Source organism: Enterococcus sp. DIV1090 (genome assembly GCF_050537975.1).
Lineage (GTDB): Bacteria > Bacillota > Bacilli > Lactobacillales > Enterococcaceae > Enterococcus > Enterococcus faecalis.
In genome coordinates this window covers 188,530-210,000 of record NZ_CP172917.1, presented here as the reverse complement: position 1 = coordinate 210,000, position 21,471 = coordinate 188,530, and the positions used below count along the sequence as shown (strand labels likewise).

The 21,471-nt window shown below is 39.6% G+C and carries 15 protein-coding genes and 1 rRNA gene (1 of these 16 only partly in view); 1 reads left to right on the top strand and 15 read right to left on the bottom strand.

The features are described 5' to 3' along the window. From IGL48_RS01010 to pth, 13 genes are all read right to left on the bottom strand, one after another. Positions 1-763, bottom strand: a 16S ribosomal RNA gene (locus IGL48_RS01010); it reaches 798 nt to the left of the window's first position. Between the two features lie 654 nt (positions 764-1,417). Then, on the bottom strand, positions 1,418-2,914 hold the full coding sequence (gene lysS / locus IGL48_RS01005; RefSeq protein ID WP_002359372.1) for a lysine--tRNA ligase: 1,497 nt from the start codon (positions 2,912-2,914) through the stop codon (positions 1,418-1,420). A gap of 93 nt (positions 2,915-3,007) precedes the next feature. Further along, on the bottom strand, positions 3,008-4,006 hold the full coding sequence (dusB, locus tag IGL48_RS01000; protein ID WP_002356263.1) for a tRNA dihydrouridine synthase DusB: 999 nt from the start codon (positions 4,004-4,006) through the stop codon (positions 3,008-3,010). Between the two features lie 11 nt (positions 4,007-4,017). Continuing rightward, a complete protein-coding gene (gene hslO / locus IGL48_RS00995) occupies positions 4,018-4,914 on the bottom strand; it encodes an Hsp33 family molecular chaperone HslO (protein WP_002359370.1) in 897 nt (298 codons plus the stop codon). A 161-nt stretch (positions 4,915-5,075) separates the two neighbouring features. Beyond that, positions 5,076-7,232 (bottom strand): ATP-dependent zinc metalloprotease FtsH, encoded by a 2,157-nt coding sequence (ftsH, locus tag IGL48_RS00990; RefSeq protein ID WP_002364513.1) that lies wholly within the window; start codon positions 7,230-7,232, stop codon positions 5,076-5,078. Between the two features lie 93 nt (positions 7,233-7,325). Further along, positions 7,326-7,871 (bottom strand): hypoxanthine phosphoribosyltransferase, encoded by a 546-nt coding sequence (gene hpt / locus IGL48_RS00985; protein WP_002356260.1) that lies wholly within the window; start codon positions 7,869-7,871, stop codon positions 7,326-7,328. Positions 7,872-7,889: 18 nt separating this feature from the next. Further along, the gene (gene tilS, locus IGL48_RS00980) at positions 7,890-9,278 is read right to left on the bottom strand and encodes a tRNA lysidine(34) synthetase TilS (RefSeq protein ID WP_010821291.1); all 1,389 of its coding nucleotides are present in this window, start codon (positions 9,276-9,278) and stop codon (positions 7,890-7,892) included. Between the two features lie 85 nt (positions 9,279-9,363). Beyond that, positions 9,364-9,843 carry a S1 domain-containing RNA-binding protein gene (locus IGL48_RS00975; protein WP_002356258.1) on the bottom strand — a complete coding sequence of 160 codons (480 nt, stop codon included), beginning with the start codon at positions 9,841-9,843 and terminating at the stop codon, positions 9,364-9,366. A 44-nt stretch (positions 9,844-9,887) separates the two neighbouring features. After that, positions 9,888-10,367, bottom strand: a complete 480-nt coding sequence (locus tag IGL48_RS00970; protein ID WP_048949623.1) for an FtsB family cell division protein — start codon at positions 10,365-10,367, stop codon at positions 9,888-9,890. A gap of 254 nt (positions 10,368-10,621) precedes the next feature. Beyond that, positions 10,622-10,885: an RNA-binding S4 domain-containing protein gene (locus IGL48_RS00965; protein ID WP_002356255.1), complete on the bottom strand. Its 264-nt coding sequence runs from the start codon at positions 10,883-10,885 to the stop codon at positions 10,622-10,624. 14 nt (positions 10,886-10,899) lie between these two features. Further along, on the bottom strand, positions 10,900-12,489 hold the full coding sequence (locus tag IGL48_RS00960) for a putative polysaccharide biosynthesis protein (RefSeq protein ID WP_048949624.1): 1,590 nt from the start codon (positions 12,487-12,489) through the stop codon (positions 10,900-10,902). 15 nt (positions 12,490-12,504) lie between these two features. Further along, positions 12,505-16,044, bottom strand: a complete 3,540-nt coding sequence (gene mfd, locus IGL48_RS00955; protein ID WP_033660024.1) for a transcription-repair coupling factor — start codon at positions 16,042-16,044, stop codon at positions 12,505-12,507. Between the two features lie 19 nt (positions 16,045-16,063). Continuing rightward, positions 16,064-16,630 (bottom strand): aminoacyl-tRNA hydrolase, encoded by a 567-nt coding sequence (gene pth, locus IGL48_RS00950; protein WP_002361556.1) that lies wholly within the window; start codon positions 16,628-16,630, stop codon positions 16,064-16,066. A 335-nt stretch (positions 16,631-16,965) separates the two neighbouring features. Here pth and IGL48_RS00945 point away from each other — a divergent pair, with 335 nt between their 5' ends. Next, the gene (locus tag IGL48_RS00945; protein WP_002356251.1) at positions 16,966-17,949 is read left to right on the top strand and encodes an L-lactate dehydrogenase; all 984 of its coding nucleotides are present in this window, start codon (positions 16,966-16,968) and stop codon (positions 17,947-17,949) included. Positions 17,950-18,182: 233 nt separating this feature from the next. On the opposite strand, the gene IGL48_RS00940 is transcribed toward IGL48_RS00945, so the two are convergent. Beyond that, entirely contained in the window at positions 18,183-19,673 is a 1,491-nt protein-coding gene (locus IGL48_RS00940; protein WP_048949625.1) for an aldehyde dehydrogenase family protein, read from the bottom strand. 276 nt (positions 19,674-19,949) lie between these two features. Next, a complete protein-coding gene (locus IGL48_RS00935; protein WP_048949626.1) occupies positions 19,950-21,461 on the bottom strand; it encodes a glucosaminidase domain-containing protein in 1,512 nt (503 codons plus the stop codon). Positions 21,462-21,471 lie beyond the last annotated feature (10 nt).

Genomic DNA, 21,471 nt, shown 5'->3' with positions numbered 1-21,471 from the left:
AGACCAGAGAGCCGCCTTCGCCACTGGTGTTCCTCCATATATCTACGCATTTCACCGCTACACATGGAATTCCACTCTCCTCTTCTGCACTCAAGTCTCCCAGTTTCCAATGACCCTCCCCGGTTGAGCCGGGGGCTTTCACATCAGACTTAAGAAACCGCCTGCGCTCGCTTTACGCCCAATAAATCCGGACAACGCTTGCCACCTACGTATTACCGCGGCTGCTGGCACGTAGTTAGCCGTGGCTTTCTGGTTAGATACCGTCAGGGGACGTTCAGTTACTAACGTCCTTGTTCTTCTCTAACAACAGAGTTTTACGATCCGAAAACCTTCTTCACTCACGCGGCGTTGCTCGGTCAGACTTTCGTCCATTGCCGAAGATTCCCTACTGCTGCCTCCCGTAGGAGTCTGGGCCGTGTCTCAGTCCCAGTGTGGCCGATCACCCTCTCAGGTCGGCTATGCATCGTGGCCTTGGTGAGCCGTTACCTCACCAACTAGCTAATGCACCGCGGGTCCATCCATCAGCGACACCCGAAAGCGCCTTTCACTCTTATGCCATGCGGCATAAACTGTTATGCGGTATTAGCACCTGTTTCCAAGTGTTATCCCCCTCTGATGGGTAGGTTACCCACGTGTTACTCACCCGTCCGCCACTCCTCTTTCCAGTTGAGTGCAAGCACTCGGGAGGAAAGAAGCGTTCGACTTGCATGTATTAGGCACGCCGCCAGCGTTCGTCCTGAGCCAGGATCAAACTCTCATAATAAAAGTTAGAACAATCTTGCGATTGTTAAGCTCAATTTGTTTGCTAGCATATTGCTTGCTTGTTAAAAATGTTTGTTGTCTTGAATTGAATCAAGACGCCCTACACATTTGGTTCGTCTATTCTTTGTTCAGTTTTCAAAGGTCTACGTTACCTCGCAGCAACTTTTATATCATAACAAACTTTCGTTTGAATGTCAAGAACTTTTTTAAAAAAGTTTTTTTAAGTTGTTTTGCTTGGTTGTTGTTGTCTGTTGTGACAACTTCTATATCTTATCATCTCGTTTGTTATTTGTCAACAACTTTTTTGTTGTTTTTTCAAACTTTTTTCGAGAGATTTGAAATCAAGAATTGTTATTTAATTATTGATTTCTGAATCGCTCAGCTGTGTGACTCGCCTTGCGACATGTAATAATATACCAAGATTTCAAGCATTGGTCAATCATTATTTTCACTTTTTTTAAACTTTTTTTCAATACCGATTATTCTTTCTTATCCGATTAGATAAAGTTCGTTTTTTTATCAGATTACCCATTCTTTTTATTACTCATCTTCGATTTTTTTAGAAAAAAAGAATTGGTTTCAATTGTTTTTCTATTCTTTTTTTATTTAATTTTTTGCGAATACAAAAAAAAGATGCCCTTAAGGGCATCTTTTTTTATCTCATTGTTGGGAATAATAATACATCACGAATTGATTGAGCATCGGTTAATAACATAACTAGTCGATCAATCCCAATACCTAATCCTCCGGTTGGTGGCAAGCCATATTCTAAGGCTTCGATGAAATCTTCATCTACTCCGTGTGCTTCATCATTTCCTTGTTCCCGTTCTTTTTCTTGTTCTTCAAAACGTTCACGTTGGTCAATTGGATCATTTAATTCTGTAAATGCATTAGCAAACTCTTTTCCGATAATAAATAGTTCAAAGCGGTCAGTGAAACGACCATCTTCTGGATTTTTCTTCGCTAATGGTGAAACAGCTACTGGGTGACCATAAATAAATGTTGGTTGTTGCAACGTATCTTCTACAAATGTTTCGAAAAATTCATTAATGATATGACCGACTGTCATGGCATCTGTAATTTCAACATTATGTTCTTTAGCCAACGCACGGGCTTCTTCTATCGTCATCTCTTGCCAAAAATCTACGCCCGTTTGTTCTTTGACCGCATCTACCATGTGTAGACGTTTGAAAGGACTGCCTAAATCAACCGCTTGACCATCGTACGTGATATCAGTAGTTCCTAAGACTTTTTCCGCAGCATTACGAATAATTCCCTCTGTTAAATCCATCACATCTTGATAATCAGTATAAGCGGTATAAGCTTCTAGCATTGTAAATTCTGGGTTATGAGTGGTATCGATTCCTTCATTACGGAAGACACGACCAATTTCATATACTTTTTCCATGCCACCGACAATTAAACGTTTTAAATGTAACTCTAGGGCAATGCGTAAGTATAAGTCCATATCTAATGCATTATGGTGTGTGATAAATGGACGAGCAGCAGCTCCTCCTGCTTCGTTATGCAAGACAGGCGTTTCTACTTCGACATAGCCATTGCCATCTAGATAACGACGGATTTCGCTAATAATTTGACTGCGTTTCATGAAACGATCAAAGCTTTCTTTGTTACTGATTAAATCCAAATAGCGTTGACGATAGCGTTGTTCCACATTCGTTAATCCATGGTATTTATCTGGCAATGGACGCAAAGCTTTAGTTAATAACGTAATTGTTTGAGCTTTAACAGTAACTTCCCCCGTATTGGTTTTCATTACTTGACCTGTCACACCAAAGAAGTCGCCTAAGTCAGCATGTTTAAATAGTTCATAGGCTTCGTCTCCAACTTGGTCCTTCCGAACATAAATTTGAATTTGGCCTTCACGGTCTTGCAAATGGGCGAAACCAGCTTTTCCTTTACCACGTTTTGTCATCATACGTCCAGCAACGCTGACTTCTGTATTCATTTCACTAAGTTCTTCTTTTGTATGATTATCATATTGTTCATGAAGTTCTGCTGAATTATGAGTGCGATCGAAACGTTTACCGAAAGGATCAATCCCTTCTTCACGTAAAGCTTCCATTTTTTCGCGGCGCACGAGCATTTGATCATTTAAATCCTCTAAATGCGCTTGTTGTTCTTCTGCCACTGTTGTTCCTCCATTCTTGATTTTAACCTATCCTAATAATGCCACAGTAATTCGAAAAAAAGCAAGCCGAATTTTACTTTCGGCTTGAATTTTTTATTCTTCTATAGTAGTTACAGCAACTTTGGAAATCTTCTCTACAAAGGCATCAAGTAAATCGACAACTGCTTGTTGTGTTTCAACTTGGTTAATCGCAACTTTGACTTTGGCCGCTCGCGAGATTCCTTTTAGATAGTAAGAAGCATGTTGGCGAAACTCACGGACCGCAATTTTTTCACCTTTTAAATCCACTAATCGTTGTAAATGAACTTTTGCAATGTTAATTTTTTCAGCTGGTGAAGGCTCAGGCATCAATTCGCCCGTTTCCAAGTATTCTTTCGTCCGTTGAATCATCCAAGGATTGCCCAAAGCAGCTCGACCAATCATCACACCATCCGCTCCAACATATTCTAACATGCGTTTAGCATCTTCAGGCGTTTTAACATCTCCATTTCCCATAAAAGGAATGGTTAAATGCTTTTTCACTTCCTTTAAAACGTCCCAGTTGGCTGTCCCTTCGTACATTTGGACACGTGTCCGACCATGCATAGCAATTGCCGAAGCACCTGCTTGTTCGGCAGCCAAAGCGTTGTCTACAGCATATAGATGATCTTCATCCCAGCCTGTTCGCATTTTTACAGTGACAGGCAAAGAAACTGCCGAAGAGACTGCGTGAACCATCTCATGCACTTTATTCGGATCCAGCAACCATTTCGCACCAGCTTCAGCTTTAATTATTTTATTGACAGGGCAACCCATGTTAATATCAATAATCGCCGCTTGCGTATTTTCTTCCACAAACTTAGCAGCTTCCACTAATGTTTCTTTATCTCCACCAAAAATTTGTACACTTAAAGGATATTCTCGCTCATCAATATATAGCATTTCTAAGGTTTTTTTGTTTCTTAATTTAATTCCTTTGTCACTAATCATTTCACAAACGACTAATCCTGCGCCAAATTCTTTTACAGTCACACGAAAAGCGGCGTTACTAATACCCGCCATCGGAGCTACGACAACACGGTTGGGGATTTCAACGTCTCCAATTTTCCACATAGTCTTTCCTCCTACTTTTGTTTCGTATTGCGAATCGCTTCATCGCGAAGTTCAATTAATTCTTCTTCACTATAGTGATATTTATTGTTACAGAATTGACAAACTGCTTCTGCTCCATGATCTTCATCAATCATCGCATTTAATTCATCGATCCCAACAGCAATCAAAGCGGTCGCAAATTTTTCTTTGGAACAGTCACATTTAAATTGTACAGGCATTTTTTCTAAAATTTCTACTTCGTCTTCTCCCAATAAGCGATACAAGACTTGTTCAGGTGTTTCTCCATTTTCTAGTAATTGTGAAATTGGTGGTACTTCCGCTAGACGCTGTTCAATAAAATCAATGGTACTTTCATCGGCACCTGGCATTACTTGAATCATAAAACCACCGGCTGCTTTCACAGATTCATCCGTGTCCACCAATACACCTAAACCGATAGCTGAAGGAACTTGTTCAGAGACCGCCATAAAATATGTAAAGTCTTCACCGATTTCACCAGAAACAATAGGTGTTTGTCCAGAAAAGGTTTCTTTTAATCCTAAATCTTTAATGACTGTGAAAATTCCTTCGTTACCGACAGCGCCACGTACATCAATTTTACCTGTTGCATTCAACTTTAAGCTGACATGTGGATTTTTAATGTAGCCTTTTGTTTCTCCACGGCCATTACTATCGACAATAATAGCGCCAGCTGGGCCATTTCCTTGTACTTTTACAGTTAATTTATCGTCACCTTTTAAAGTCGCTCCTAGTAAAAGGGCTCCAATCAATGTGCGCCCTAACGCTGCAGTAGAAGAACTCCATGTATCATGTCTTCTTTGCGCTTCGCTAACAGTTTCAGTGGCACTGATGGCATATGCTCGTATTGAACCTTTATAACAAAGGGCTTTTACTAAATAATCTTCCATTCTTTTTCCTCTTCTCTTGGTGCTTTTTTGTCCATTAGTCAGATAATACTAGGAATCAGGTGTTTTTTCAACCAAATAATCTTCCTTCTATAGAATATCTTAATATTATAGAAGGTGCAGTATTCGTCAACTCGACAAATACTGCACCTTCTACTAATTGGTTATTTATAACGATCTTCGTAGTTATTGCGATCATATTCAGAATTGGAATCTGAATCTTTTTTCTCTTCAGATTGGACTTCTTTTTCTGTTTGTTCGCTTTCTACTTTGACTTCTTCTGCTTCATCATGTAATTCTTTTTTCGCTTCTTCAAAGTCTTGCTTTTCTTCAACTTGTTTTTGCGCTTCTTTTTCTTCTAAAGCACGTTTTGCTTCTTCGAATGTTTGCGCTTCTTTTTCACTAGGATAGTCGCTGTCAGTACCTTCAGGCATTTTACCTGTTTCAAATAATGATTTGATTGCTTTTGCATCTAATGTTTCATATTCTAATAGTTTTTCAGCGATTAGTTTATGTTGTTCACGGTGCGCTTCGATAATTTCATGCGCTTTTGTATGAGCATCCATTAAGATACGGCGAACTTCCTGATCGATTTCAAACGCCACTTGTTCTGAGTAAGCTTTTGTTTGACCATAATCACGACCGACAAAGACTTGATGGTTTCCTTCATATTGAACAGGTCCTAATTTGTCACTCATTCCATATTCCGTTACCATGCTACGGGCAATCCCTGTTGCTTGTTCAAAGTCATTTGAAGCCCCTGTTGATTGAACGCCAAAGATAATTTCTTCTGCTGTACGTCCACCAAGTAAGCCAACGATTTGTTCAAACATATCTTCTTTAGTCATTAAGAATTGATCTTCTTTTGGTAAAGCAATCATATAACCGCCTGCGCGACCACGAGGGATAATTGTTACTTTATGGACAACACGGGCACGGCTTAAGACTAAACCAACGATTGTGTGTCCCGCTTCATGGTAAGCCACCATTTCGCGTTCTTTTTTATTAATCACGCGATCTTTTTTAGCTGGACCAGCAATTACGCGGTCTTCGGCTTCATCCACATCAGAAGCATCAATTTTTTTCTTGTTACGACGAGCGGCAACTAAGGCTGCTTCGTTTAAGACATTTTCTAAATCAGCACCAGCAAAACCTGGTGTTTGTTGTGCAACAACTTTCAAATCAACGTCATCAGCTAACGGTTTGTTTTTCGCATGAACACGTAAAATCGCTTCACGACCTTTGACATCTGGACGTCCTACCAAGATTTGGCGGTCAAAACGACCTGGACGTAACAACGCTGGGTCTAACACGTCTGAACGGTTCGTTGCAGCAATTACGATAACTCCTTCATTGCCATCAAAACCATCCATCTCAACTAATAATTGGTTAAGGGTTTGTTCACGTTCGTCGTGTCCGCCACCCATACCAGCACCACGTTGACGACCAACTGCATCGATTTCATCGATAAAGATAATCGCAGGCGCGTTTTTCTTCGCTGTTTCAAATAAATCCCGGACACGGCTAGCACCGACCCCGACAAACATTTCAACGAAATCTGAACCTGAGATTGAGTAAAATGGCACACCTGCTTCACCTGCTACGGCTTTAGCAAGTAACGTTTTACCAGTCCCTGGAGGTCCTTCTAATAGTACGCCCGCAGGAATCCGTGCGCCTAATTCAGCGAAACGACGTGGATCTTTTAAGAATTCCACTACTTCAACTAATTCTTGTTTTTCTTCTTCCGCACCAGCTACATCTGAGAAGCGGACACGGTTAGCTTTTTTATCGGCTTCTTTGGCTTTTGATTTACCGAAGTTCATCACACGGCCACCGCCGCCACCGCCACCGCCTTGTTGGCTCATCATCATGTAGAAGAAGAAGAAAATAATCACTAATGGTAAGAAACTAAACAACAGTGACAACCAAGCACCACTTGTTGATTGTTCTTTGACAACTAGCTTCACCTTGTTATTTTGTGCCGCATCTTGAATGCCAGCTAAGGTTGTATCACTAGGTAAAACGGTTGTTGTGAAGCCTTTTGACGACGCTTGCGTTGAGCCCCACAATGACAGACCACCTGTGTCTTTCACTTCTTGTTTTTCTTTATACTGACCTTCAATCCGGTAAACCCCATTGGTTGGTTGAATGGTCATGTCTTTGACTTTTCCGTCTTCCAATTGTTGTTGGAAGGTTGAGTAATCGATGTCTGGCGATTGTTGGTTGTTATTTCCAAAAATGAAATAGACAACCATGACCATGGCAAGTACTACTAAGACGTAGTATAAACCATTTTTCATGCCATTATTCTTTTTGTTCATGCCTGTCCTCCTTATGCTCATCATTACAATTCATGTTATTCTTTTATCAATCCTGACCTTTACATTGTAACACAATTAATTCCTTGATAGATATTAATTTGATTCGTAAACTTCAGGTTTTAAAACGCCAATATAAGGCAAGTTGCGGTACGTTTCTGCATAGTCTAATCCGTAACCGACCACAAACTCATTGGGCACATCAAACCCTACGTAGTCAGCTTTAATGTCTACTACACGGCCTTCTGGTTTATCTAATAAGGTAACAATTTTCACAGATGCAGCTTTACGGTATCTAAACAAATCTACTAAATACGCTAATGTACGACCACTATCGATGATATCTTCTACGATTAAAATATGTCTACCTTCGACATTTGTGTCCAAGTCTTTGACAATTTTTACTTCGCCTGAAGAAACTGTCGCGTTGCCGTAGCTAGATACATCCATAAAGTCCAATTCTAAATAAGTATTGATTTCACGAGTCAAATCAGCCATAAATGGTACTGCACCTTTTAAAATACCGACCACTAAAGGATTTTTCCCTTGATATTCTTCTGTCAGTTGCTTGCCAAGCTCTGCAGACTTCGCAAGAATTTCTTCTTTGGAGATTAGGACTTTCTCAATATCTTTTTCTATCATAGTGCGCTCCTTTCAGCATTACTCCTTTGTCTTAAAAAGGAGTCTGTAGTGTATTTTATCAGTTTCTAAAGGAATACTCAAATAGGAATTTGCAAATTTTGGTACCCAAATGATTTCCTCTTGCTCATCCGTAATGACCCAAGCACTCTCTCTCGCTTCATTTGGCACTTTTTGATCAATAAAAACTCTGCTTAATTTTTTCGTAAACCCTGGTTTTAATGTAATCCGATCACCACTTTGGCGATGACGAACGGTCAAAGGTGTGGCTGTGGTCAACGGGATTGCCAACAACTGGCCCGCCCATTGATTAATCTCTTCAGGAAGAGGAAACGGTTTGTCTGTCGCAATTAATCCTAGCCACTCGGTTTCCGATAAATAAATCCCCGCACCAGGTACTAATAAATGTGTAACTTCTTCTCGCAGTGCAGCCTGTTTTTGTTCTAAGCATAGCCAATCATAACTTTTAGCTAGTTGCCATTGCTGTTCTAACATAACCGAGCCTTGCGGTTGCCGTTCATCATTCAAAACTTTTAAAATTTGTGTCATCTGGCGTTGGTTTAACGAAACCCCTAATGGCACTAATGTTTTTTGGAAAAACGCGGTTAAAAAGAAGTGCTGGTACGCAGGCGTTTCTTTTAATAATCTCTTCAAAGGAATGCGCCAGCCTTGTTTGGTCGGTTCTACGGCTTCAGATAATTGAGGCTCAATTTGTTCTTGAATAAATTCTTGGGCAAAACGTTGTTCATTACTAAAAGAAGCAATCTGATCTAAGAATTGCGGATTTTCCTGCTTTAATAGCGGCAAAACCTGATTACGGAGCCGATTTCTCAAATATTCATTGGTTTGGTTCGTTTCGTCCTCAAAATAAACGAATGCTTGGCGCTGTGCAAATTGATACAATTCTTCTTTTGGATAAATAAGTAACGGACGAATCAATTCCCCTGTCGCAAAAGGACGTCTCTCTTTAATGCCCGCGGAATGGGAAAAATTAGTTCCTCGAATCAGCTTCATTAAAATCGTTTCCGCTTGATCGTCTAGATGATGTGCCGTCATTAAGACCGCTGCACCTTCAATTTCCATGACTTCTTTAAAAAATTCATAACGAAATGTGCGCGCTTTTGCTTCTAAATTTCGTTGCTTTTCAGGGTCTTCCCAACGTGTTTCATAATACATTAGCTCTCGCTGCTGACAATAGGTAGCGAGATATTGCGCTTCCTGTGCCGACGCTTCTCGCAATTGATGATTGACATGTGCAACAACCAATTGTAATTGTTCTTTTTCTGCCACCTGTTCCATTAACGTCAAAAGGGCCATGGAGTCTACACCACCAGAAACGGCGACCACGATTGTTTGATGCGGTTGCCAAAATCCTTGTTCTTTTCCTCGTTTATAAAACTGCCAAAACATTGTTCGCCCTTCTTTCTTCCTTAGAATAAAAGAGGAACCGAGAAATAACCCATTCGTTATCCCCAGTCCCCCTATTTGTTTGTGCTTAGCCGCGACGTCCGCCACGTCCGCCACGTTTGCCTTCAGTATTACGTTTTAATGAAGATAAACGGTCATCACTATCTTTCAAGAAAGAGCTCATCAATGAGTCAAAATCTTGTTTATTGTTATTGTTATTTGCTTGTGGTTTATTGAAAGGCTTTTTGCCCCCTGCGCGTGGATTACGGTCACGATTCTCATAATTGTTTTCACGACGTTGAAATTCACGTTTTGGTTGTTGCCCTTCTGCTGGCTCTTGCGCTTTACGGATCGATAAGCCAATTTTGCCGTCGTCACCAACTGAGGTTACTTTCACTGTTACTTCGTCACCTACTGTTAATACATCATGAATATCTTTAACGAATCCATTAGACACTTCACTGATGTGTACTAACCCAGTTTTTCCTTCTCCTAAATCAATAAATGCACCAAAGTTAGTAATCCCTGACACTTTTCCTGGCAATTTAGCTCCTACTTCGATTGACATAAAAAAATTGTTCCTCCTATTTTTTCCCTAATTATAATTGCAGTTTATTCAGCTGAAGACTTAGTTGTTTCAGTTGAAGACTGTGATTGACTATTTTTTTCTGAACTGCTCTTGCTTTCTTCCGCTCCAAAAGTCTGTGTTTTTTTCATTTGTTCTGGTGTGGGATAAATCTGTTCGCCTTCTTTTGAGAGAAGGAAACGGCTACGTGCTAATTTTGCCACATAATCATCATCTTTTAACAAAGCAACGTCTTTTTTTAGATCCTTGACCTTCTTATCAACTGCTACGGATTCAGCAATTGCATCTGCTCGTTCTTGTTTGAAAGCACCTAAGCGATGATAATCTTTCATCAATTGGATGCCAGAAAAGGCAAAAATAATGAAGGCCACGAGAAAAATCGCTGCCAAGCGTCTGCGTCTAAAAATCAATTGTTTCTGTTGTTTTTGGAATTCGACATACTGTTCTTTCGTGTAGTCATTTTCCAATGCCGCAACTTTCTTCGAGTTTTTTTCATTCTTTCCCATCGTCTCGCTCCACTCGCTTTGGATTGTCCGTTTTATTATACCAACATCTAAGAACCTTGTCTAATGTTAATTTCAGAGAAGTTAAAGAAAATCAAGCTTTTTTCTAAAATATTCTTTGCTTTTGAAATAACAGTGGTTGATTTATTAATTTTTTTCAAAAGCGGCGCGTCTGTTTCATTAAAACGCTGAAAGGATGAAGCGCTTGGAATATTCATCTTTTCAATGAACTTGCCAAGCGCTCCATCCTCACCTGTTTATTCTTCAGAGACACGTGTTTCTGATTTTATCTCATACATTTTTGTGGCATCTTCTTTTTTCGTAGAGTCATTTAGTTGCAGGACTTCTACTTCTAAAATTCTGTTCCCAAATTGAATTTTGACAAGGTCACCAATCTTCACAGTACTAGAAGATTTGGCTAAGACTCCGTTGATTTGAATCCGACCTTTATCAGCGACTTCTTTGGCAACTGTTCTTCTTTTAATAATGCGAGAAACTTTTAAAAATTTATCTAACCGCATCACATTCACCTCTTTTATTTTTTTTGTCTCATCCGTAAAATTTTTGCGCCATACGGTAAACTTAACCATTCACGTATCGTAAATAATTCTAACTTAATGATGGTGCCAATAAAAACTGTACCACCCACTGCAACACCTAAAACTGTAACGAAAAACGCTTGACTTCGGTGATGCACACCTTGGAACAAGATGGAGATAATTCCTTGATAGACCAGTAATGACAGCATCATGATTGCTAAACTAAGCAACAATTTTTTCAAAAAGCTTCGTTCTCGAACAAAACAATTAATCGCTGCATCCGATTGTCGGACTAAAACGAATAACGTCGCTAGTAACCCAAGAATAGTAGACCAACTAGCACCTAATGTTCCCCAACGAATGGTGAAAAAGCCTGTTGTCAGTAACTTCACTAATAAGCCCACACCAGCTGCCACTAAAGGACCTTTAAAACGATTGCGACTTTGTTCAATACTTTGGTAGGCCTGAATAATGGCCATAAAAGCGATGGATAAAACATACACCCCTAAAACATCGTTGCCTTTATAATCTTTAAAAAGCGTAAAGTTCATGTACGGCAATAACATCATCAGACCAATCGAAGCCGCCGATGCCAAGGTTGTGGTAAGACGCAAAAAGATTTTTGCAACTTGTAAAAATTGTTGACGGTCTTTTTTCATAAAATATTTTGTCAAACCTGGTAAAAAGGTCGAGCTTAAAGCTAAAGCAATTACCAATCCTAATTGAACTAGTGGTTGTCCTCTATCATAGACCCCTTTGTCCACTTTCGCAGCTAAATCAGAGAGCCCGAAAAGCATGAGAGCATTTTTTACTTTAAAGGAATCAATTAATTGAAATAGAATCAGAAAAGCACTATATAAAGAGACCAAACCACCCTCAATCATTAAACGTTTAAATAGTCCTGTGGTTTGAGGCATAATCTTCCATTGATGCAAGTATTCCGTACTTCCACTAAGAATTTTTCGATTGTAGTACCATAAGACAAGTACCGCTAAGACACCGCCAGCCAACGCACCACTCATGGCCACCGTCCCCGTTTGGTAAATGGAGCCACCAAAGTAATGATAGGACAACGCAGCTACTAGAATAACCCCGACACGCACAAACTGTTCCATCACCTGTGAAATACCACTAGGCACCATCAACAAATGCCCTTGAAAATTCCCACGATAGAAGGAAAGAATTGGAACGAGTAAAAAGGTAAAGGAAACAACTTCCATTAATGGTTGGAGTGCAGCATCCCCCATACTAATAGCAATTTCTTGACTACCAAAGAAAAAGAAGGCCCAACAAGCAATCGCTAACCATAACACATAGGGATATAGTTGGCGCAACACTTGTTTTTGACTCCGAATATCTGGTTGTTCAGCAACAATTTTGGAAATAAATTGCGGTAAGCCTGACAATGCTAATGTCATCGCAATCCCATAGATTGGATAAACTTGCTGATACACGTAAAATCCTTCATCCCCTACAAAGTTCTGAAAAGGAACGCGATAAAACGCACTCAACACTTTTGCAATGAAGGAAGCAATGGTTAACACAACGGCACCTTGCATCATTCGTTGCATTTCTTTTTGTGCCATCTTCTAGGCCTCCTTTTAAAGGGAATCCGTTTCTTGCGAATGTTTGTATTTTTCTTGTCGCAATGCGGTTGTAAAAGTAGCAATTTCTTGAATCCAAACAGCTTCTTTACAATCTTTCGGCAACTTCAAGGAAATAGTCATTTGTTCTTTCTCAACTGCTAGATCCGCTTTTAAGCTGGTTGCCGATAACGCTTCAAACAACTGCTCCACAGAGTATGTTTTTGTGCCAATTTTACTTAACACAAACTTGACTTTTTGGTCGCGTTTACGAATACTTTCTAACAAGGCACGGTCGCCATCCATTTTGATACGGCCAGTAGTTAATAAATGCGCCACTTCGTCAGGATACTCTCCAAAGCGGTCTAACAAGTCCGCTTCTAATTCTTCGTACATATCCATATTTTCTAATTGACGAATCCGTTTATAAATTTCAATTTTTTGTCGTTCGTCTGTAATGTACGTTCCTGGAATATAAGCATCAATGCCCAAATCAATTTCAACAGACGTTTTTTGGTCTTGGATATTTTTTCCTTGTTTACGAGCAACTGCCTCAGATAACATCTGCGAGTACATATCAAACCCAACCGAATCAATGAAGCCATGTTGTTGGGCACCAAGAAGGTTTCCGGCCCCTCGAATGGAAAGGTCACGCATCGCAATTTTGAACCCAGAACCTAATTCCGTAAAGTCTTTAATTGCTTCTAAACGTTTCTCGCTAACTTCGTTTAGGATTTTTTGCTGTTCGTACATAAAATAAGCATAGGCCACTCGATTGCTACGCCCCACACGACCACGTAATTGATACAACGTAGATAAGCCCATGTAGTCCGCATTTTCTACAAACAAGGTATTAGCATTAGGAATATCTACTCCTGTTTCAATAATCGTTGTAGTGACTAATATATCATATTGTCCTTCAATAAAATCAAACAAAGTATTCTCCAGTTGTACTTCTGTCATTTGACCATGTGCATACGCAATTCGTGCATCTGGAACTAGTGCTTGTAACTCTTCAACTTTTCGTTCAATCGTATCTACTCGATTGTATAAATAAAAGACTTGGCCATCTCGGGCCATTTCTCGCTCAATCGCTTCCCGAATCGCCCCAGGATTATTTTCCATGACATACGTTTGGATCGGATAACGATTCTCTGGTGGGGTTTCGATGACGGATAAATCACGGACACCTAACATCGACATATGAAGGGTCCTTGGGATTGGTGTTGCTGTTAACGTCAAGACATCCACTTGTGAACGCAATTGTTTTAGTCGTTCTTTATGTTTCACTCCAAACCGTTGTTCCTCATCAATAATCAACAAGCCTAAATCACTAAAATTAATATCTTGCGACAATAAACGATGGGTACCAATCACAATATCTACTTGGCCATGTTTAATTTTTTCAATTGTTTCATTTTGCTGTTTTTTCGTGCGGAAACGACTTAATAAACCAATTTCTACAGGAAAGCCCTCAAACCGCTCTTGAATCGTTTCGTAATGTTGTTGCGCTAAAATAGTTGTTGGCACTAAAAAGGCAACCTGTTTATTGTTGCTAACAGCTTTGAAAGCCGCTCGTAAAGCCACTTCTGTTTTACCAAACCCTACATCGCCAACTAACAAACGATCCATTGGTCGAGATTTTTCCATGTCGTGTTTAATTTCGGCAGCACTACGTAATTGATCATCTGTTTCAGAATACGGAAAAGCCTCTTCAAATTCTTTTTGATACGCATCATCTGGCGGAAAAGCATAGCCTTTTTCCGATTCTCTTGTCGCATAAAGTAAGATTAAATCATCCGCGATATCTTCAATTTTCGAAGCAACTTTTCGTTTGGTTTTCGTCCATTCACTGCCGCCTAGCTTGTTAATTTTCGGCGTTTTAGACTCGGAAGCAACGAACTTTTGAATCAAGTTCAATTGTGTTACTGGAATAAATAACTTGTCATCATTTTGGTACAAGATAGTCATGTAATCTTGATGAACCCCATCAACTTCTAAGGTTTCCATACCAATATATTTACCAATCCCGTGATTCGCATGAACGACATAATCGCCCGTTTTTAAGTCGCTATAACTTTTCAAACGTTCCGCATTAGAGATTGTTTGACGACGTGCCCGTTTTTTGGTCGTTGTATGAAAAATTTCTTTTTCCGTAATCGCCACGAGCTTGTTTTTAGGTAATTCAAACCCTGTTTGTAATGCCCCTTGGACAATTTGGACATGCCCATCTAACAACTGATCCCAATTGCTTACTACACTAGGTATGTCAAAGTCCTGAAATAGCTCTTCGACTTTTTGAATCCGTTCTTTCGTAGGAACAAAAACAACGACCGTTTGGTTTTGCTTTTGCCAACGGTCCACTTCCGCTTTTAGCAACGGCATTTGACCGAAGAATTGTTGCATTGAACGATATTGGAAATTATGGACTTCTTGGAAACGAAGATTCCCCATTCCTTTTTGAAAAAGTGAAAAGAAGGTCGTATTTCGTGCAGTTTTTCGCAATTGATCATGAAAGTCTACGCCAAAAGTTTGTTCAGAAAACACGCGCATTTCTTCAATTTTCAGGGTTTGCCATTCCGCTTCCTCTCTAGCGATTTCTCGCTCCGTTTCCATCATACGAGAATAATCATCCACAAAAAGCAAACTATTTTCTGGTAAATAATCTAACAGCGTAGTTTTTTGTTGGTACAGAAAATCTGTATAATAGTGAGCATTTTCTGTAGGAATCCCTTGTTCCCAAGAAGACAGCAACTGACCAAAATATTCTTCTAAAAAATCGGTCTCCGTTTGATCTTTAGCTGTCGCTAAACGTTTTTCTAGAGCATCTTGTAACCTCGTCATGCCATGATTCATATCTGCCTTTGAGAATACTAAATCAGTCATTGGTGAAATCGTTACTTCTTCAAGATTTTCTAATGAACGTTGGGTATCCGCTTCAAAATAACGGATTGAGTCGATTTCAACATCAAACAGTTCCACCCGAACAGGGTATTCGGCATTTAGCGGATAGACATCAATAATGCTTCCGCGAATACTAAATTCGCCAGGCTTTCCGACCATCGATTGGCGTTCATAGCCCATTAACACTAAGCGTTGCGCGAGGATTTCAGGTTCTACTTCTGTCCCGATTTCCCAATGAAGTTGCGCATTTTGCCACGTTTCTTTCGTTGGCAAATATTTTCGTAGTCCAGCTACTGGTACGACCACGATTCCTGCATTCGCTGTCATCAGGAAATTTAACGCACTCACTCGATCTGCGCGCGCTTCTGGTGAAGAAAAGGCCATTTCGGCGGATAACACTTCATCTACTGGAAATAGATGAACTTGTTCTGAAGGTAAAATATTTAAAAAATCATCTACTAATTGATTGGCATAGTATAGGTTTGGGACCGCAATAACAATTTTTTGATGCGTCTTTTGTAAAGCGCCTGCCATCAGTAATGTTTTAGCAGAGCCTGATAACCCAGTAATTAGTTGGCGCGTTCCTGTTGTCATTAGTTGACTGCGCCATGATTTAGCAATTTCTGTTTGGCTAATTCGTTCGATAATATTCAAACAAGGGCCCTCCTTTCTGCTATTTTCCATTAAATTGATTCATTGTTTCAACAAACGTATGTCCTTCACATGCATATAAAGCGGCATCGGCTGCTTTTTTTACAGCAAGCAACATCTCTTCGTGTGTTTCTTTGGGAAAAGTACTTAGTACATGGTGGATAACTGTATCATTTTTTGAGGGCCGACCAATGCCAATTTTAATTCTAGGAAAGACATTTGTTCCTAAATGGGCAATCAGACTTTTTATCCCATTGTGGCCGCCAGCACTACCTTTTTGCCGTAAACGAATTTTACCGACCTCTAAGTCTAAGTCATCATAAATAACAATCAAGTCTTCCTCATCTACCCCAAAGTAGGTCAACAACGGACCAACAGAGCGACCTGATTCATTCATAAATGTTAATGGTTTCACTAACAATACTTTCTCAGTCCCTATAAAAAACTCTGCAATATCTGCTTCAAAATTACTATTATTAAACGAAACATTTTGCCGATACGCAATTTCATCTAGCGTAATAAAGCCAATGTTGTGTTTTGTTTCTTTGTATTTACTACCGGGATTTCCCAGTCCTACGATTACTTTCATCTTTCATTCTCCTTGGATTATAAGCTTGCCAACACAAAATGGCTGGGAAGCGTATGCGCTACCCAGTTTTATTCATTATACCATAGAAATAAAAAAACTCGCAGTCTTTGAAGATTAAGAAAGATGTAAAAAAATTTTTTAGAAATTTAAATATGCGTAAGATAGTGAAATTACGCACATGTAAGAGCTACCATTTTGAAACAGGTCTGAAAACTGTATCATTTTTACAATCAAAGTTCGTGACATTTTTTACAAACCATGTTACTATCACTTTAGCAACAGGAAATAAAAACTCGTTGCTCACGAAAAAGAATGTAGAGGAAGGAATGGTACACATGACTGCAGCCGCAGGGAATAAAGATCACCAAAAAGTAATTTTAGTCGGGGACGGTGCCGTAGGTTCTAGCTATGCCTTTGCTTTAGTAACTCAGAATATTGCTCAAGAAGTTGGGATTATTGATATTAATGTACCAAAAACTGAAGGAGACGCGTTGGACTTATCTCACGCATTAGCATTTACTTCTCCTAAAAAAATCTATGCTGCTACTTATGACGATTGCCATGATGCAGACTTAGTTGTCTTAACAGCTGGCGCGCCTCAAAAACCAGGCGAAACTCGTTTAGACTTAGTTCATAAAAACTTGAAAATTAATAAAGAAATCGTTACAACAATTGTTGATTCTGGTTTCAACGGTATCTTCTTAGTTGCCGCAAACCCAGTCGATATTTTGACTTATTCAACTTGGAAATTCTCTGGCTTCCCGAAAGAACGAGTAATCGGTTCAGGAACTTCACTAGATTCTGCTCGTTTCCGTCAAGCAATTGCCGAATTAGTTGACGTTGATGCACGAAATGTCCATGCCTACATCTTAGGGGAACACGGAGATACAGAATTCCCAGTTTGGTCACATGCGAATGTCGCTGGCTTACAAATTTACGAATGGGTGAAAAATAATCCTGACGTTGATGAAGAAGCAATGGTTAATTTATTCTTCAACGTACGCGACGCTGCTTACACAATCATCGAGAAAAAAGGAGCTACTTTCTATGGAATCGCGGTGGCACTAGCGCGTATCACTAAAGCTATCCTAAACGATGAAAACTCTGTGTTACCATTATCTGTTTATTTAGAAGGTGAATATGGTCAAAACGATATTTATATCGGTGCACCAGCGATCATCAACCGCCAAGGAGTTAAACAAGTCATTGAAATTCCATTAACAGATGCTGAACAAGAAAAAATGGAAGCTTCTGCTTCTGCATTAAAAGAAGTTATTGAAACAGCTTTTGCTAAATTTGAAGCAGAAGAAGCAAAATAACTCCTTCTATAATATTCAATATTCGAAAATTAAAAACAACCAAGAGTGAACACTATTGTTACTCCGCTTTAAAGCCTGGTACAAAAATCCAAAGTGATTTTTGTACCAGGCTTTACTTTTAATTTGTTTTACTTTACTCATCACCCAATTTTTTCAAAAAATTATTGTTTTGTTTAGCTCGAAAAATAACAATAGCCAAAAATAAGTTTGTTATCTAAAATTCACTACACTACTTAATACAGTCCATCTGCTTCTTCTTTTGTCACAATGTAAATATTTTTCATTTGCGTATAAGCATCTAGCATTGATTTATGCGTTTCTCGACCAATTCCTGATTTTTTATAACCGCCAAATGGCGCGCCCGCAGGCAATTGATTGTATGTGTTGACCCACATCCGACCTGTCCGTACACCACGAGCAACCCGTAATGCCACATTGATATTTTGAGAAAAGACGGCACCACCTAGACCATATTCAGAATCATTAGCTAAACGAATGACTTCTTCTTCCGTTTCAAATTTAATCACTGTTGCAACAGGACCAAAGATTTCTTCTTGGGCCACGCACATTGTATTCGTGCCATTCGCTAATAACGTAGGTGCTAAAAACGCCCCCTTGTCTAGCCCATTTTCTGTTAAACGTTGCCCACCAGTAATCAGCGTAGCTCCTTCCTTCACACCAATTTCGACATATTTTAAAATTTCTTCCAATTGATGCTCATTGATCTGAGCGCCCATTTCAACATCTTTTTCCCACGGGAAACCAACGTTCACTTGTTCAAACTTTTCCTTTAAAGCTTCTACAAATTGATCATAAATACCTGACTGAACGAACACACGAGACCCAGCACAACAAACTTGCCCTTGATTGAATAAAATCCCTAACTGCACGCCTTCTAATGCACGTTCCCAATTGGCATCTTCAAAAATAATGTTGGCTGATTTTCCGCCAAGTTCTAAAGTGGCTGGAATTAGGCGGTCGGCCGCCGCTTTAGCGACAGTGTACCCCACCTCTGTTGAACCTGTAAAAGCTAGCTTATCAAACCCTGGATGTGCCAACATATAATTTCCTGAATCAGAACCACGACCGGTGATTAAATTCACTACTCCTTTCGGCAAGACTTGATCAAAAATTTTAAACAATTCCAACAGACTTAATGATGTGCTCGAGGACGGATGAATCACAACCGTATTACCTGCTGCCAACGCTGGCGCTAATTTCCAAGCGCCCATTAATAAGGGGAAATTCCACGGAATAATTTGACCCACAACACCAATGGGTTCTTTCACAACAATGGATAACGTATCCTTATCAAATTCTTTGACAGACCCTTCTTCTCCACGAATCACACTAGCAAAATACCGAAAATGGTCTGCACTGGCAGGGACATCAATTGATTGCGTTTCCCGAAGCGGTTTTCCATTATCTAAAGTCTCCACCATAGCCAAATGTTCTTGATTTTCTTCAATCAAATCAGCAATTTTCAATAAAAGATTGCTTCTTGTTACAACATCAACATCTTTCCATGTCTGAAACGCTTCTTGAGCTGCTTCTACAGCTCGATCCACATCTGCATTTGTGGCATCAACAAATTCTGCTAATTTTTCACCATTACTAGGATTGTAACTAGCAATCATTTTGTTACCACTACCTGTTGTCCACTCTCCATTAATATACAATTGATAGCTACTGGCAACTACTTGATTTATTTCTTTTTTACTCATTTACCCACCTCTTTTTTTATTTTTGTATCCGCTTACAATTATAAGACATCTTTCACCTAAAAGTAAATGATTCTACCTAAAAAAAATATAGCTCTCAGCGACTGTTGCTAACTCATCCCGACCTGAAGCCTCCTGGCAATAACTGAATGTATTAAACTTTATTGGAGAGAACTTTTGCCACAAAAAAAGCTAGCACTGAAGAATTAAAATTGCTTCTTCAGTGCTAGCTTTGATTTTTCCAACTCATTCGTTCTTATTGACAAAGAGCTGATTTTTTTATTTATCTTTTGGAACGATATAGTTCATTAAATGTGTTTCATCGGCTGAGATTGTACGTGTTGAAACAACGTTTAATCCCTTCACGTTCATTTCAGAAATTAAGATGCTACCATCTTTAAAGACTTTTTCCACAAATGCGACATGACCATAAGTATTGTCTGCGCCTAAAACGCCAGCTGGGAAGGAAACCGCTGCGCCTGCTTTTGGTGTACGACTTACTTTGTACCCGCGTGCACGACCTGTTTCGCCCCAATCTTGACCATTCCCCATTGTTAAGTCCACACGTTTACCTAATTGCGTAATACGGTTGTAGACATATTGTGTACAGTTGCCCCAAGCATAACTATTAAAGGTGTCATAGTTTTTGCCATTATAGGCTGGGAAATTTGATTCCATTGGTTCAACGGTTGCTTTTTCTTTATCATAATAAGTTAAATCGTATGTTTTAATTAACGCATTTAATTTCTTATGGTAATCTTTGTCCGTTGCATATTTTCCTGTTAGGAAACGCGTCGCTTCTTTGTATGATTTGGCTTCCGTTTTCCAGACACCATGATAGAAATCTTTATTGGAATCTAAACCATTTTTCAATAATTTCGCATAATCTTCCATTGATTCTTTATACGTTGGATATTGACGGAATTTTGCTTCTACTGTGTATAGGTTACCAAAACCATTGTCTTCATAGGTAATAAAAGAAACAGATTGACCTTTGTAATCGCCTTTAATACCAAACAAATTGTAGTTTGGTTTCTGGCTTAATTTACTATTGCCGCTGCCACTTTCTAAAATTGCTTGAGCAATCATCACACTAGCATATAAGTTTTTGTCCTTGGCCACTTTCCGAGCAGATTCACCGATTTCTTGAATAAACTCTTCTGTCTTCTTCGTTTTGCTGACCGTAAACGTCTCATCGTCTTCCACTAACCCAACCGTTTCATTTGTAACTGGTGGGACTATTTCGGGCTGCGGTGTTGACGCTGCTGGTTGTTCTACTGGCTTTTCAGCTGGCGCTGTTGGTGTCACTGGTTTCGCCGGCTGTTTTGATTCAGAAGTACTCGTGCCAGGTTTTGGCTGTTCTTTAGAAGAACTTGGTGTGGTCGTCGGCGTGGTACTTGATTCAGTTGTACTTGTTGACGTAGAATCTGTGGTTGACTCTGTTGTACTCGTTGAGGTGGAGTCAGTAGTCGATTCTGTCGTACTTGTGGATGTTGAATCCGTTGTGGAATCTGTCGTTTCGGTTCCTGACGTTTCCGTGGACTCCGTGGTTGTAGATTCACTTGATTCGGTTGAACTTTCTGTTTCAGTTGTTGTTTCTTCTGTCGCTTCTGTTGTTTCACTAGTCGCTGTCGTTTCAGTGGCTTCAGCAGTTGTTGCTTCTGCGGTTGTTTCTGCAACAGAACTATTTTCAGCTACCAAGTTATTACCTTCTGCAAATGCACCTACTGGCATTGATGAACCTAAAAGTAATAAGGTAGAGAACAGGGCAAATTGTTTTTTCATACTCATTCTCCTTTTT